Annotated in this window: 14 protein-coding genes; 4 read left to right on the top strand and 10 right to left on the bottom strand. The window is 60.9% G+C overall.

What is annotated here, in order from left to right; genetic code table 11:
* On the top strand, positions 1-522 hold a 522-nt coding region (locus P775_RS25355; RefSeq protein ID WP_143521004.1), incomplete at its 5' end, for a murein hydrolase activator EnvC family protein.
* 77 nt (positions 523-599) lie between these two features.
* Here the strand turns inward: P775_RS25355 and P775_RS25350 are convergent.
* The 5 genes from P775_RS25350 to P775_RS25330 form a co-directional block, all read right to left on the bottom strand.
* Entirely contained in the window at positions 600-1,397 is a 798-nt protein-coding gene (locus tag P775_RS25350) for a phosphodiesterase (RefSeq protein ID WP_099913594.1), read from the bottom strand.
* Between the two features lie 138 nt (positions 1,398-1,535).
* Positions 1,536-2,375: an ATP-binding protein gene (locus P775_RS25345; protein ID WP_099913593.1), complete on the bottom strand. Its 840-nt coding sequence runs from the start codon at positions 2,373-2,375 to the stop codon at positions 1,536-1,538.
* Positions 2,372-3,301: a twin-arginine translocase subunit TatC gene (gene tatC / locus P775_RS25340; RefSeq protein WP_099913592.1), complete on the bottom strand. Its 930-nt coding sequence runs from the start codon at positions 3,299-3,301 to the stop codon at positions 2,372-2,374. The genes P775_RS25345 and tatC overlap by 4 nt, the downstream gene beginning before the upstream one ends.
* Positions 3,298-3,783, bottom strand: coding sequence for a Sec-independent protein translocase protein TatB (gene tatB / locus P775_RS25335; protein WP_099913591.1), 486 nt, complete (start codon positions 3,781-3,783; stop codon positions 3,298-3,300). The genes tatC and tatB overlap by 4 nt, the downstream gene beginning before the upstream one ends.
* Positions 3,784-3,789: 6 nt before the next feature.
* Positions 3,790-4,014, bottom strand: a complete 225-nt coding sequence (locus tag P775_RS25330; protein WP_099913590.1) for a twin-arginine translocase TatA/TatE family subunit — start codon at positions 4,012-4,014, stop codon at positions 3,790-3,792.
* 222 nt (positions 4,015-4,236) lie between these two features.
* Here P775_RS25330 and P775_RS25325 point away from each other — a divergent pair, with 222 nt between their 5' ends.
* Positions 4,237-4,920, top strand: a complete 684-nt coding sequence (locus P775_RS25325; protein WP_099913589.1) for a helix-turn-helix transcriptional regulator — start codon at positions 4,237-4,239, stop codon at positions 4,918-4,920.
* Between the two features lie 62 nt (positions 4,921-4,982).
* Here the strand turns inward: P775_RS25325 and P775_RS25320 are convergent, their stop codons facing one another.
* The 3 genes from P775_RS25320 to P775_RS25310 form a co-directional block, all read right to left on the bottom strand.
* On the bottom strand, positions 4,983-6,083 hold the full coding sequence (locus P775_RS25320) for an ABC transporter ATP-binding protein (RefSeq protein ID WP_425439935.1): 1,101 nt from the start codon (positions 6,081-6,083) through the stop codon (positions 4,983-4,985).
* 159 nt (positions 6,084-6,242) lie between these two features.
* The gene (locus tag P775_RS25315) at positions 6,243-6,785 is read right to left on the bottom strand and encodes an RSP_2648 family PIN domain-containing protein (RefSeq protein WP_099913588.1); all 543 of its coding nucleotides are present in this window, start codon (positions 6,783-6,785) and stop codon (positions 6,243-6,245) included.
* Positions 6,782-7,978, bottom strand: a complete 1,197-nt coding sequence (locus tag P775_RS25310; protein WP_099913587.1) for an RSP_2647 family RNA methyltransferase — start codon at positions 7,976-7,978, stop codon at positions 6,782-6,784. The genes P775_RS25315 and P775_RS25310 overlap by 4 nt, the downstream gene beginning before the upstream one ends.
* Positions 7,979-8,252: 274 nt before the next feature.
* Between P775_RS25310 and edd the strand changes: the two genes are divergently transcribed.
* Positions 8,253-10,058 (top strand): phosphogluconate dehydratase, encoded by a 1,806-nt coding sequence (edd, locus tag P775_RS25305; protein ID WP_099913586.1) that lies wholly within the window; start codon positions 8,253-8,255, stop codon positions 10,056-10,058.
* Positions 10,059-10,120: 62 nt separating this feature from the next.
* On the top strand, positions 10,121-10,765 hold the full coding sequence (gene eda / locus P775_RS25300; protein ID WP_099913585.1) for a bifunctional 4-hydroxy-2-oxoglutarate aldolase/2-dehydro-3-deoxy-phosphogluconate aldolase: 645 nt from the start codon (positions 10,121-10,123) through the stop codon (positions 10,763-10,765).
* A gap of 332 nt (positions 10,766-11,097) precedes the next feature.
* Here the strand turns inward: eda and P775_RS25295 are convergent, their stop codons facing one another.
* The gene (locus P775_RS25295) at positions 11,098-12,861 is read right to left on the bottom strand and encodes a methyl-accepting chemotaxis protein (protein WP_099913584.1); all 1,764 of its coding nucleotides are present in this window, start codon (positions 12,859-12,861) and stop codon (positions 11,098-11,100) included.
* 22 nt (positions 12,862-12,883) lie between these two features.
* The gene (locus tag P775_RS25290) at positions 12,884-13,456 is read right to left on the bottom strand and encodes a hypothetical protein (protein WP_099913583.1); all 573 of its coding nucleotides are present in this window, start codon (positions 13,454-13,456) and stop codon (positions 12,884-12,886) included.
* Positions 13,457-13,512 lie beyond the last annotated feature (56 nt).

Below are 13,512 nucleotides of genomic sequence, written 5' to 3'. Positions count from 1 at the left end.
ACCGCCGCCGCGGGCACCTTTACCACCACCGCCCCCGGCGCGGGCAGTCCGACACCGGTGCCGCCCAGTGCCTCCAAACCGCTGCCCGCTGAGACGCCCGCACCCGCGTCACAACCGGCGCCCGCCGTGGCCAAGCCCGACATCGGCAAGCAAAGCACCCCCGCCGCCGCCTCTGCCGCGATGAGCTATCCTGTTCAGGGCAGCATCATCCGCGAATATGCCAAGGGCAAGAATGACGGCATCGACATCGCCGCCGCCGTTGGCACCCCGGTGCGCTCTGCCGCCTCCGGCACGGTCGCAGCGATCACGACCAACACTGAAAACATCCCGATTCTGGTGATCAAGCACCCCGACAACCTGCTGACGGTCTATACCCATATCGACGGTCTGACGGTGCAAAAGGGCGATGTGGTCAGCCGCGGTCAGACCATCGGCGTGGTGCGCGCAGGGGATCCCGCGCGCATGCATTTCGAGGTCCGCAACGGCTTTGAATCCGTCGATCCGATGAAATACCTGCAATAATATCAAAGGGCCGGTCTGTCATGGACCGGACCCTGCCAGATGTGTCCCAGCCCGGCCCGCCAGTATCGCAGGGCCCCTCAGAAAAACGGCAGTGGTCCGGGAAAATTGCCCACAGGCACCCAATGCGTGATCAGCCCTGTCCCGGGCGTCCAGTGATGCAGCAAAAAGGCCGGCGGTTCGATAAACGATGCCGGTTCGGCGCCATCCTCCAGCCGCAGCGCGATGGCCGTGGTCGTGCTTGGCGCGCTCATCAGCAATGTCCCGCCAAACCGCATCTGCATCGAGCGGTGAATGTGACCACACAGGATCCGCTCGACATTGGGATGTCTCTGCACAATTTCAGACAGTCGCACGCCCCGGCGGCAATGATAGGCGTCAATATACGACATCCCGGTGTCGACAGACGGCTGGTGCATCAACACCATCGTCGGGGTCTGCGGATGCTCGGCCAGCCTGTCACTCAGCCAGCGACAGGCTGCATCGTCCATGTCCCCGTGGTGTTCACCGGGCACGGTGATATCAAGGCCAAGAACCCGCACCGGCCCTGACACCCCCGTGTCGAAATGCAGCGGTCTCTGGCCCGTTGGCGCATCAGATCCGCCAAAGCACGCGCCAAAAGCCGCGCGGTCATCGTGGTTGCCGGGAATCGCATAGATGGGTTGCCGAAGGCCAGACAGGGCCTGTTGCACGGCATCATAGGCGGCGGGCTGACCATCATCGACCAGATCACCACCGATGATGACAATGTCCGGCTCTGGCCTCAGGGCGTTCAGCGTCCTGATCGCTTGGTCGAACATGGCGTTGGAATCAACCAGCCCCTGATAAAGCTGCCCCTGTGCCCGCACATGGGGGTCGGACAGATGTGCAATCAACATGTTTGGGCAATCTCCATCGCTGTAACACGCTGATAGGATGGCAGAACAATCCGCAGTTCAAGCGCGCACAGACCGAAAGAGGCACAGATCAGGCGATCTGCGCCCCCCGCGCCGCTTTGGTGCGCGCCCTACCGGGTATCAGGAAATCCGCAGCCCTTGCCGCCCTGCCAGATCCACAAAGAACTGCCAGGCCACACGACCAGAACGTGACCCGCGTGTGGCCTGCCACTCGATCGCCTCAGCGCGCAGCTGATCCTCGGCCATCTCCAGCCCGTGGGCTGCGCAATAGCCGCTGATCATCGCCAGATAGTCGTCCTGCGTGCAGGGATGGAACCCCAGCCACAGCCCGAACCTGTCCGACAGCGACACTTTTTCCTCGACCGCCTCACCGGGGTTGATCGCGGTGGAGCGTTCATTTTCGATCATGTCGCGCGGCATCAGGTGGCGGCGGTTCGACGTGGCGTAAAACAGCACGTTCTCGGGCCGCCCCTCGATCCCGCCATCCAGCACCGCCTTGAGGCTCTTGTAATGCTGGTCATCGTTGGAAAACGACAGATCGTCACAGAACAGCAGGAACCGGTGTTTCGACGCCCGCAGCAGGTTCAGCAGCCGCGACACCGACGGCAGATCCTCGCGCTGCAGCTCGACAATCTTCAGCCCCAGCCCCCGCGCCAGCACCTCGGCATGCACCGCCTTGACGAGCGAGGATTTCCCCATACCCCGCGCGCCCCAAAGCAGTGCATTGTTGGCCGGCAGCCCGCGCGCGAACTGTTCCGTGTTGCTCAGCAGTGTGTCGCGGCTGCGGTCCACCCCGATCAGCAGATCCAGATCCACCCGCGACACCTCGGCCACAGGCTCCAGCCGGTCGGGCGCCACATGCCAGACAAAGGCATCCGCCGCGCCAAAATCAGGTGCCGACAAAGGCGCCGGAGCCATACGCTCCAGCGCCTCGGCGATCCGCCTCAGGGTCTTGCTCATTTATCCGCCTCAGCATCCGTAGCGTCATCATCCTCGAACCAAAGGCCCTGCGCGCGCAGCTCTTTCTCGCGTTTGCGCTCGACCAGTCGGACCAGCACGATCGACACTTCATAAAGGCCATAGACCACGACGAACAGGATCACCTGGGTCGTCACATCCGGCGGCGTCACCACGGCGGCCAGCACCAGAATGCCCACCATCGCATATTTGCGCACCGCCCCCAGACCGGCGGCAGACACCAGCCCCGCCTTGCCCATCAGCGTCAGCAACACGGGCAGCTGGAAACACACACCAAAGGCAATGATGAACTTAAGCGTGATATCCAGCGATTCATTCACCTTGCCGAAAAACGTGATCCGGATGCCCTCAACCGTTTCGGGCACCACCGCATTGTCCGTCGGCAGTGCCGCGATCAGACTGTCGGGCAGGTTCACCGGCGCCGATTGCAGCAGGTTCGCAAAGATCGAACTCACATCGGCAAAGCCCAGGAAAAACGCCATCGCCATCGGTGTCACAACGAAATGCGCGAAGCTCGCCCCCAGCAGGAACATGAAGGGGGACGCGATCATGAAGGGCAGAAAGGCGCCCTTTTCCGACTTGTACAGTCCCGGCGCCACAAACCGCCACATCTGGTAAGAGATAACCGGGAACGCCAGCGCAAAGCCAAAGACCATGGAAATCCGGAACAGCGTGAACAGATATTCCTGAGGCGAGGTATACTGCATCGTGGGCGACGGATCCCCCAGCGCGCGCAGCGTGTGTTCGATCGGACCCAGCAGAAACTGCAGGATCGGCTCTGACACGGTAAAGGCCAGACACATCCCGATGATGAACGCCACGGCCGAACGGATCAGCCGCGTGCGCAGCTCGGCAAGATGCTCGATCAGCGGCGCGCTGGAATCCTCGATGTCGTCCTTGACACTCATGCGTCACCCTTCGGCGTTTCGCCGTCAGCCGTTGGTTCAGGGCCGATCTGCGCTTCGGCCTTCATCGCCGCTTCCATTTCATCCGCCCGCTTGGCGGCGGCTTCAGCTTCGCGCTTCTTGCGCTCTGCGGCCGCCCGCGCGGTCGACACCTCGATCTTCTTGCGGTCCGCCTCGCGTTCCTTGGAAAGCTTTGCAGTCTCGCTGTCGGGTGTCAGATTGGTCATCGACTTCGCCGCATCCCTGACCCCGTCAAACGCCGAGGACATCGGGCTCGACGCGGTCTTGAACGTCTTGGCCACGTCCCTGACGCCGCTTTCGTCCGCGGCATCGTTCATCGCCTTGGTGAATTCACGCGCCATGCCTTTGGCACGGCCCATGAACCGCCCGATATTGCGAAACAGCACCGGCAGGTCCTTGGGACCCACCACGATCAGGGACACGACCCCGATCAGCATCAGCTCGGACCAGCCAAGATCGAACATTTGGGATTAAACCTTGTCTTTTTCTTGCTCTTTGGGCGTGACGTCGCGCGCAGACTGGGCCTGCTCGTTCTCGTCGTCGACCTCTTTGGATCCGTCACTCACGCCCTTCTTGAAGGCGGTGATGCCTTTGCCGACTTCCCCCATCAGGCTGGAAATCTTGCCGCGACCGAACAGGACCAGCACCACAACCGCGATCAGCAAAAGGCCGGGCAGGCCGATATTGTTGAGCATCTCATTCTCCTAGACGCAGGCAGGCCAGTCAGCGGCCCGCAAAAAAATCATCACCCGTTTCTAGTGGGTTTCGCTCTCCCATAAAAGCGGCAAAGCCACCGGATCACGGCGGTTTGCGGCCCATTTTACCGCGCTGTTTGTCAAGAGGTTGTCAGTTGACAGGTTTTTGTCAGTATCATTCTCGTGAGCCCCTCGAATCACATCCTCTGAAAGGTCCGAATCATGAAACGTGCCGACCGGCTTTATGCGCTGATGATGCGGCTCAAGGACGGCGATCTGCACCGGGCAGAAGACCTCGCAAAGGCACTGCATGTGTCGATCCGCACCATCTACCGTGACATGGACACGCTCGCCGCCTCTGGCGTCCCGGTCGAAGGGGCGCGTGGCATCGGCTACACTGCCCGCGCCGCCATCACCCTGCCACCGCTGAACCTGACCGAGGTTGAACTAGAGGCGCTGCACCTCGGCCTTGCCGCCGTCGGTGCAGGCACCCTGCCCGACCTGGCAGAAGCGGCCCGCGCCCTCTCGGCCAAGATCGACGCCGTTCTGCCGCAGGATGTCGGCCCCGCCCCGGGCCGCTTTGGATTTGCCACTTATCCCTTTGCCGAGGCCGCACAGGGTTTCCGCCACATGCCGGCCTTCCGCTCTGCCATCCGGGCGCGGCAGAAACTCCGTGTCACCCTCGCGGGGGATACACAGGCGCATGTGGTCCGCCCGCTGCACATCGACTATTGGGGCCGCGTCTGGACCTGTGTTGTCTGGGATGAAACCACCAGTGATTTCGCCAGCTTCCGCATCGACCGCATCACCGCGCTCAGCACGGTTGCAGGACTGTTCGTCAACGAGCCGGGAAAGCGGTTGTCGGACTACGCCCCGCATGCAGACGACCGTCCACAGCGCCGCTAGACCCCATATGCGCAGCCATACGGTTTCCATACGCAAACCATACGCCTTCCATATCGGCTTTTTCAGCCCTTTCGGGGAAAGATGAAACAGCGGTCGCGCCGCACGGTCAGCCACATCGCGGTGCCGACCTTGGGCAGGAACACGTTCGGCACCGTCGCCTTGAGCACCGCACCATCATGGTCCATGCGAAACTCGACAAGGCTCTCTGACCCCATGAACCGCGCCCGCTCCACCGTGCCCCGCGCGGGCATACCCTGCAATTCGGTCGGATTCGGGCCACGCCCGGCACGGTCAAAATCGATGCCAACATGCTGCGGGCGGAACACAATCTCGACCGCGCCGCCATCTGGCACCCCTGGTGCTAGGAACTGACCAAAGGCTGTATCCACCAAAGCGCCCTGAACATTGCCTTGCAAGACGTTGATATCGCTAAAGAAGGCAACAGCTTCCTTATCCGCTGGGGATTTGTAGATATTGTAGGGCGCACCCTTCTGCACGATCCGCCCGCCACGCATCAGCGCGATCTCATCGGCCATGCGCATGGCCTCTTCGGGTTCATGGGTGACCAGCAGAACACTGGTACCCTCTTCCTTCAGCAGCGCCAGCGTCTCATCCCGGATGCCGTCGCGCAACCGGTTGTCCAAGCCCGAAAAAGGCTCGTCCATCAGCATCACCCGGGGGCGCGGCGCCAATGCACGCGCCAGCGCAACCCGCTGCTGCTCACCCCCAGAAAGCTCATGGGGATAGTCATCAATGAAATGCAAAAGTCCAACGCGTTCAAGTAGTTCCGTAACACGCTTGCGCTTTTCCGCCTTCGTGCCACTCAGGCCAAAGGCGACATTGTCCCCCACCGAAAGATGCGGAAACAGTGCGAAATCCTGAAACATCAACCCAATCGAGCGCCGTTCCGGCGGCACCCGGAACTGGGTGTCACAGATCAGCTGACCATCCACATAAATTTGTCCTGAATCCTGCATATCCACCCCGGCAATCATCCGCAGCGTGGTGGATTTCCCGCAGCCAGATGGCCCCAAAAGGCAGGTCACATGCCCCGGCAAAATGCTGAGCGAGACGTCATCCACAACCGCCTTGCCCTCGAACCGACGGATAAGGTTACGAATTTCCAGCCTGGGTTGGGTGATTTGGGTGGGGGTGATGTTCACCGGTGCCTCGCATCGTATCCGATGAAAACCATCGGGTTTTGAAGGCGCAGTATCAGCCTGAACAGGCTGCCGCAACCCTTCTGGCCGTCCATCCCTGTCCGGTAGAATTTCTCTGAAAATTTATACACGCAAAAACAGTCCCTTAAAAGACACAGCGCATCAAGAGGTGACCGCCTTGGCCAGCCGTGGTAGCCGCGCTTTCTTCAGCAGGGCGCGCATCTCCCAGGATTGCCCGGACAGCCGCCGTGCCTCCTCAAGCACGCTGTCACAGACACCCGCCACAACCTCGGGCTGCGCCTGCCAGTGCCCCAGCAGAAAGGCATCGGGATCGGCGCGGCTCAGCCCCTCGTCCGCCAGAACATTGCGTGGAAAATCAGAGGCATTGAGGGTAAGGATCACATCCGCCGAACTGGCAACCGCCGCCGCCAGCACATGCACATCGTTGGGATCAGGCAGCCACAGCCGCGATTCAAGCGAGGGTTTCCAGACCACCTCGGCCTTGGGCCAGTCGATCCTCAGCGTGGCAATCTCGCCCCGCGCCTGCGCCTCACCTCCAGGGCCCAGCTTGCGCGCCGCGCGGGCCCATTCTTCCAGGATCCGCGACGACCACAGGGGCGTGAATGCCCCCGTCGCCGCCACGCCCAGAACAACGACACGCATCACCGTCGGATACATGACACAGGTGTCGATCAGAACTTTCACAGGCGGAAGAACAGCGCCTTGAGATAGCCGCTTTCAGCCAGTTGCGGCATCAGCGGATGATCCGGCCCGGCAAAGCCGGTGTGCACCAGCTGCGCATGCCGACCCGCGCGACCAATCCCGCGCAGGCAAGCGCCTGTAAACACGGTCAGATCCGCCGCATGGCTGCAGGAACACAGCACCAGATAGCCGCCGTCCTGAACCAGACCTGCCGAAAGCCGCGCCACACGCTCATAGGCGCGCAGGCCCTTTTCCAGCGCCGGTTTCGACGGTGCAAAGGCGGGCGGGTCGCAGATCACCAGATCGAACAGCGCATCTTCCTGCGCCAGCCCCATCATCGCATCAAACGCATCCCCCTGCCGGGTCGTGAACCGATCACTCGCCCCCATACGATCTGCCGCTTCGGTGGCCAAAGCCAGGGCCGGCGCCGATCCATCAACGGCCAGGGCTGATTGCGCGCCGCCCGCCAGCGCTGCCAGAGCAAAGCCGCCCACATGCGAAAAGACATCCAGCACGCGCGCATCTTTGGCCAGACGTGCCGCAAAGGCATGGTTGGGCCGCTGGTCGTAGAACAGCCCGGTCTTCTGACCGCCCGTCACATCCGCCATATAGATCGCGTCGTTCATTTCCACCGGCAGCGCAGCCTCGGGCGCAGTGCCGACAAGAACGGCATCCAGCGCATCCAGACCTTCCAGCATCCGTCCGCGCCCTCCGGCGTTTTTCAGCACGGTTGTCACCCCCGTCACTTCGACAAGGGCCGCAACCATCGCATCTAGATAGACATCCGCCCAGGCCGCATTCGGCTGAACCACGGCAAGATCGCCGAACCGGTCGATGATCACGCCGGGCAGGCCATCGGCCTCGGCGTGGATCAGACGGTAAAACGGTGTGTCGAACAGCCGTTCGCGCAGCGACAGCGCATGGCCGATCCGCGCCGCGAACCAGGCCTGATCCGGTGCCTCTGTCCCTACGGGATCAAGCATGCGGCACATGATCTTGGAGGTCGGATTGACCGCCACAAGACCCATTGGCGTGCGCTCGGCATCCTCCAGCAGCGCGACACTGCCCGGGGGCAAGGCACCAGTGCGGCGGTCAACGACCATTTCATTGGCGAATACCCAAGGAAAGCCACGCCGCACAGCGCGGGCATTGGCCTTGGGTTTCAGGCGGACGGTGGGGAGAAGGGGATCTGTCATTCTGCTCTCTTAAACGGTCCGGTGCGCACTGGAAAGCGTCCACATGCCTGTGCAGGCCCTGTCACGCCAGAATTCGCACGCGGAGTTGGTTCCTTTTGGCACATGCCCTTGTTGCCCCCGGAAAAATTGCGCAAACTGTAATCACATTCAACGCACAGCGACCCACTGCCCGCTGCAGTCCTAAAACGCCGCCCTGTGGAGAGCGTTCTTTACTGTTAGCGCTAACTGGTCTAAAGTAGTTTTATTCAGCCATTATCGGGACAAGGACAGGTCCATGACCCTGAACGCCACAATCGCCAAAGTCACAAACCGCATCGAAGAGCGCAGCGCCCCGCTGCGCGAGCGCTATCTTGACCGCATGCGCCGCGCCGCAGAGGAAGGCCCGCGCCGCGCCCATCTGACCTGCGGCAACCAGGCCCATGCCTACGCCGCGATGGGCGACGACAAGAGCTCTCTGGCCGACAGCCGCGCTCCCAATATCGGCATCGTTTCTGCCTATAACGACATGCTCTCGGCCCATCAGCCGTTCGAAAAATACCCCGACATCATCCGCAACGCGGCCCGTGCGCAGGGCGGCACGGCTCAGGTCGCCGGCGGCGTTCCGGCCATGTGCGATGGCGTGACCCAAGGTCAGGTCGGCATGGAGCTGTCGCTGTTTTCACGCGACGTGATCGCGCTCGCCACCGGTATCGCCTTGTCCCACAACGTCTTTGACTCGGCGATCTACCTTGGTGTCTGCGACAAGATCGTCCCCGGCCTTGTGATGGGCGCAGCCACCTTTGGCTATATTCCCGGCATTTTCCTGCCCGCCGGGCCGATGACCAGCGGCCTGCCAAATGATGAAAAATCCAAGGTTCGCCAGCAATTCGCCAATGGCGAGGTGGGCCGCGACGCGCTGATGAAGGCCGAGATGGCAAGCTATCATGGTCCCGGCACCTGCACCTTCTACGGCACCGCCAATTCCAACCAGATGTTGATGGAATTCATGGGCCTGCACCTGCCGGGCGCCTCCTTTGTCAATCCCAACACGCCGCTTCGCGACGCGCTGACCGTCGCGGGCACCGAACGCGCGCTGGAAATCACCGCCCTTGGCAATGATTACCGCCCGGTCTGCGACATTCTGGATGCCAAGGCGTTTGTGAACGGCATCGTCGGGCTGATGGCGACCGGTGGATCAACCAACCTCGTCCTGCACCTGCCCGCCATGGCGCGCGCCGCAGGGATCGCGCTGGAACTGCAGGACTTTGACGAAATCTCCAATGCCGTGCCGCTGATGGCCAAGGTCTATCCGAATGGTCTGGCGGATGTGAATCACTTCCACGCTGCCGGCGGGCTGTCTTACATGATCGGCCAGCTGCTCTCCGAAGGGCTGCTGCACGAGGATGTCAAAACCGTTGCCGGTGATGGGCTGTCGCTCTACACGCAGGAACCCAAGCTGGATGCCGGCCGCGTGACCTACATCCCTGGTGCAGGTGCGTCCCTCAATGAAAAAATCCTCCGCCCAGCCTCTGATCCCTTCCAAAAGACCGGTGGCCTGCAGCAGCTCAACGGCAATCTGGGCCATGGCATGATGAAAATCTCCGCCGTAGACCCGTCGCGCCATGTGATCGAGGCAAAGGCCCGCATCTTCCACGATCAGGACGATGTCAAAAAGGCGTTCAAGGCCGGCGAATTCACCGAAGACACCATCGTCGTCGTGCGCTTTCAGGGTCCAAGCGCCAACGGCATGCCCGAATTGCACAGCCTGACGCCGACACTCGCCGTCCTTCAGGACCGTGGCCTCAAGGTGGCACTGGTCACCGACGGGCGCATGTCCGGTGCGTCGGGCAAGGTGCCCTCGGCCATTCACGTCTCACCAGAGGCCGTCAACGGCGGACCACTGGCTCGCGTGCGCGACGGCGACCTGATCCGGCTTGACGCCGTCAAGGGCACGATCGATTGTCTGGCCTCTGACTTTGACAACCGCGAACCCGTCACGGCTGACATGACAGATAATGGTCATGGCGTCGGGCGCGAACTTTTTGACGTGTTCCGAAAAAACGTTGGCCTTGCCTCCAACGGGGCTGCCGTCGTGGTTTGAGCCTCGCTTCTTCTCTCCAAAATACACAAAAACTGACATCACCAAACTTGAAAAGGGCCGTCATGCTCACCCCCCATGCTGCCAGCATCCAATCCGAAGCGCTCTGCCGCCTCGCCCCCGTCATACCCGTTCTTGTCATAGATGACGCTTCCAGCGCACGCGCTTTGGCAGAGGCCCTGGTGGCCGGTGGCCTGCCCGTGCTCGAGGTCACCCTGCGCACCCCTGCGGCACTCGATGCAATCCGCGAAATGGCCAAGGTCGAAGGCGGCACTGTCGGCGCTGGCACGCTGCTGACACCTGCTGACGTGCAGGCGGCTGTGGCTGCCGGCGCCAGATTCGGCGTATCGCCCGGGGCCACCGAAACCATCCTGTCGGCCTGCGAGGCGGCAGATCTGCCGCTGCTCCCAGGAGCGGCCACCGCCTCCGAAGTGATGCGCCTGCTGGAACGCGGCTACACCGTCCAGAAGTTCTTTCCAGCCGAGGCCAATGGCGGCGCGCCAGCTCTCAAGGCCATCGGGGCGCCGATCCCACAGGTCCGCTTCTGCCCGACCGGCGGTGTCTCACTCAAGAATGCAGATGACTACCTGAGTCTCTCCAACACGCTCTGCGTCGGCGGCAGCTGGGTTGCGCCCAAGGATCTGGTTGCAAAAGGCGACTGGAAAGCGATCGAAGAGCTCGCCCGCGAAGCCGCAGCCCTTGCGCGCTAAAAGGTGGCTTAACGAGTTTCGGGTCAAACTTGGATCGGATGTTCGCGACAGATGCTTTGGTCAGGCGCTTAATCCCTTTGTCACGGGCTCGCGTTGACTCCGAAACTCTCCCGAAACCCGGCAGAAGGTCACCCAACGCCAGTGTCCTTCTGCCGTGAGCTCTTGATTTCTGATCGATGACACCAAGCCCCCGAAGCATACTAAATTGCCTGAACAGCATCTCATCTGTACCGATTTAGGGTGAGCTAAGACGCGCCCCATCGACCGATGCACTGCAGAAGTATGAGAACCCCTGCGGCAAGCGCAGGAATGGTCGTCTCTTCAACAGCACTTTATGCCGCCCGATAAGACGATCCGTTGTCGAGTCCCATTGATGTGGACGACACCACCCCTTGCATGCCTGAGAGCTGGAAGCGCGCGACAAGCTGAATAAGTCGCTGGGAATCCGAGCTGAGAACCATCGCAGCGGAAGAGGACTCCTCGACCATGGCAGCGTTCTGCTGTGTCACTTGATCTAGGCTCGTCACGCCAATGTTGATTTCATTGATCCCTAGAGACTGCTCCGAAGCGCCATGAGCGATGTCGCTCACCAATCCGGAAATGTACTGGACCCGGTCCACCACCTCAAGCATCGCAGCACCGGCCTGCTCCACCAGCTGCGCACCGGTTTTCACCTGCAGGCTGGAACCGCTGATCAACGATTTGATCTGCTGTGCGGCACCGGAACTGCGCTGTGCCAGCGCACGCACTTCGGATGCGACCACAGCAAACCCTTTACCAGCCGTGCCCGCACGTGCAGCCTCGACCCCCGCGTTCAGAGCCAGCAGGTTGGTCTGAAAGGCGATATCGTCGATCACGCTGATGATTTCGCCAATCTGTTCCGAAGATTTCTCAATCTCGGACATGGCGGTGACGGCGTTTTTCATGATTCCAGCGTTCTGCTCTGTCATGGCATTTGCGGCTTTCACTGTGTCATCCACCTGTCGCGCGCTGTCCGCAGCCGATTTCACGCTTGTCACAAGTTCATCCAGCGCAGCAGCGGTCTCTTCCAGCGTTGCGGCCTGGGTCTCTGTCCGGTGGGACAGGCTTTCTGACGCCTCATTGATCTCATCCGCACCGCTCCTGATGCTCTCCGCGCTGCTCTTCACCTCTGAGATCGCAGTGCGAAGGCTATCGACTGCGCTGTTGTAGTTCTCTCGCAAGGCCTCGTACTCTGCCGGGAATCGCGCAGAGATATTGTGGGTCAGCACCCCGTCGGCCAAAGCCACCAGACCGTCACTTAGGAAGCGCACCACCTCCGACTGCTCCCGTTGATTGGCCTGCCGGACTTCCTCAGAACTCCGCGCGAGACGCAGCATTTCAGTCAGATCCACCAGTTCCCGCGCAATAGATCCAAATTCGTCCCCTCGCCCGGCTAGCTCGCTGCTCACGTCATAATTGCCCGCAGTAAGCTCTGAAATCGTTTGTTTCAGCGCAGCCACCGGCTTGCCTATCACGTGGCGCAGCAAGAAAACCGTCATTGCAAGCATGGCAAAGAACACGACGCCTCCATAAAGAAGGGCCGCTGACTTTTCCTCATTCAGATCGCCAACAGCAGCATCTGGAGTCCAGATCATGGCAAAGGCGCCCCCTGCGGCTTTCCCTTCCTCTCGTATCAAGGGCTTGGCGATCACGAATCCGTCTTCAGATGTCTGAACCTGGCCGCTGGACGTCGCAACTTTGGCCAGATCGACGGCCTCCGTGTAACGATCGCTGGTCAGATCGCCCTCTTCGAATATGACGCTCGCATCGGCCCCCACCACAATCGCTGCAACGCCACTTCTTTCAGCTTCCTTCAAAGCACGACTGCTGATCGTTGTGATCTTGTCCATGGCTTTGAAGCGTACCGCATCGATCAACTGGTCTGTACTGGCTTCGACTGTTCTCATCGCGGTCTCCAGAACAGAGGCCCGTGCAACACGGCTGCTTATATCGAAGGTCCGGTTTACAAGGACGAACGATACGACGATGGTCGTCACTACCACAATGGCCGAACATTTGACAAAAACCGAAGCCGTGACAGGCCGCAGGCGGTTTCGGAGGGTTTTCATATTCATGCCATTATCCTCTTTTCACGCATCACATGACACTGTCAGGATTTATCCCGACGGTGACTGCTCCGATAAGTTCACCGCTTGTCGGATCTGTGAGGCTGAAGGAAACCTGTGCCTGATACTGCTGGCTGGATTCATCGAATTCCACTTCACCGTAGTTGAAGGCATCTGCCCCGACCCCATAGGTTTTCTGGAATTTCGCCTCATCCCCCTGCCAGTAATCCGATGTCAGGCCGGACGCCGCGACGTTCAGCCCCTTTGCGTCCATCACGAAGATCTCGTAGATCGCGCCGCCTGATTCACCCACATGCATGCGTAGAAAATTCGAAGCCGCCGATTCGATCACCGCGTTGATCAGCGGCGTGTCGCTTCCGCCAATTTCCGCCATCCACTGTGCATCCACTTGCAGCACCTTCGTGGCGTCATAGCCCGCACTCACCGCGTTGTGCGCATTCACCGCATCGATGAGCACAGGGTCCTGAACCCAAGGCATCACGTTCGCTTCGACAAAACTGTGCAAGGCCGTTTCGATTTCCGTGGCCGAAGCAGTCTGAACCCCGGCAAGCAGGACTGCCATTCCCAATAGTGCATGTTTCATGGATCTTCCTCCGCTCAAAGAATGATACCCGGGCGCCGACATGTCGTCCGGTCTGG

Origin of the sequence: Puniceibacterium antarcticum (assembly GCF_002760615.1) — a bacterium.
In the GTDB taxonomy this organism is placed as follows: domain Bacteria; phylum Pseudomonadota; class Alphaproteobacteria; order Rhodobacterales; family Rhodobacteraceae; genus Puniceibacterium; species Puniceibacterium antarcticum.
The sequence above is the reverse complement of the archived record's forward strand: the minus strand, read 5'-3'. Positions and strand labels throughout refer to the sequence as shown.

Bases quoted from the DNA above. Each gene is read 5' to 3' on its own strand.
- P775_RS25350 (WP_099913594.1), bottom strand. From the start codon at position 1,397: ATGTTGATTGCACATCTGTCCGACCCCCATGTGCGGGCACAGGGGCAG.
- P775_RS25345 (WP_099913593.1), bottom strand. From the start codon at position 2,375: ATGAGCAAGACCCTGAGGCGGATCGCCGAGGCGCTGGAGCGTATGGCT.
- tatC (WP_099913592.1), bottom strand. From the start codon at position 3,301: ATGAGTGTCAAGGACGACATCGAGGATTCCAGCGCGCCGCTGATCGAG.
- tatB (WP_099913591.1), bottom strand. From the start codon at position 3,783: ATGTTCGATCTTGGCTGGTCCGAGCTGATGCTGATCGGGGTCGTGTCC.
- P775_RS25330 (WP_099913590.1), bottom strand. From the start codon at position 4,014: ATGCTCAACAATATCGGCCTGCCCGGCCTTTTGCTGATCGCGGTTGTG.
- P775_RS25325 (WP_099913589.1), top strand. From the start codon at position 4,237: ATGAAACGTGCCGACCGGCTTTATGCGCTGATGATGCGGCTCAAGGAC.
- P775_RS25310 (WP_099913587.1), bottom strand. From the start codon at position 7,978: ATGACAGATCCCCTTCTCCCCACCGTCCGCCTGAAACCCAAGGCCAAT.
- edd (WP_099913586.1), top strand. From the start codon at position 8,253: ATGACCCTGAACGCCACAATCGCCAAAGTCACAAACCGCATCGAAGAG.
- eda (WP_099913585.1), top strand. From the start codon at position 10,121: ATGCTCACCCCCCATGCTGCCAGCATCCAATCCGAAGCGCTCTGCCGC.
- P775_RS25295 (WP_099913584.1), bottom strand. From the start codon at position 12,861: ATGAATATGAAAACCCTCCGAAACCGCCTGCGGCCTGTCACGGCTTCG.
- P775_RS25290 (WP_099913583.1), bottom strand. From the start codon at position 13,456: ATGAAACATGCACTATTGGGAATGGCAGTCCTGCTTGCCGGGGTTCAG.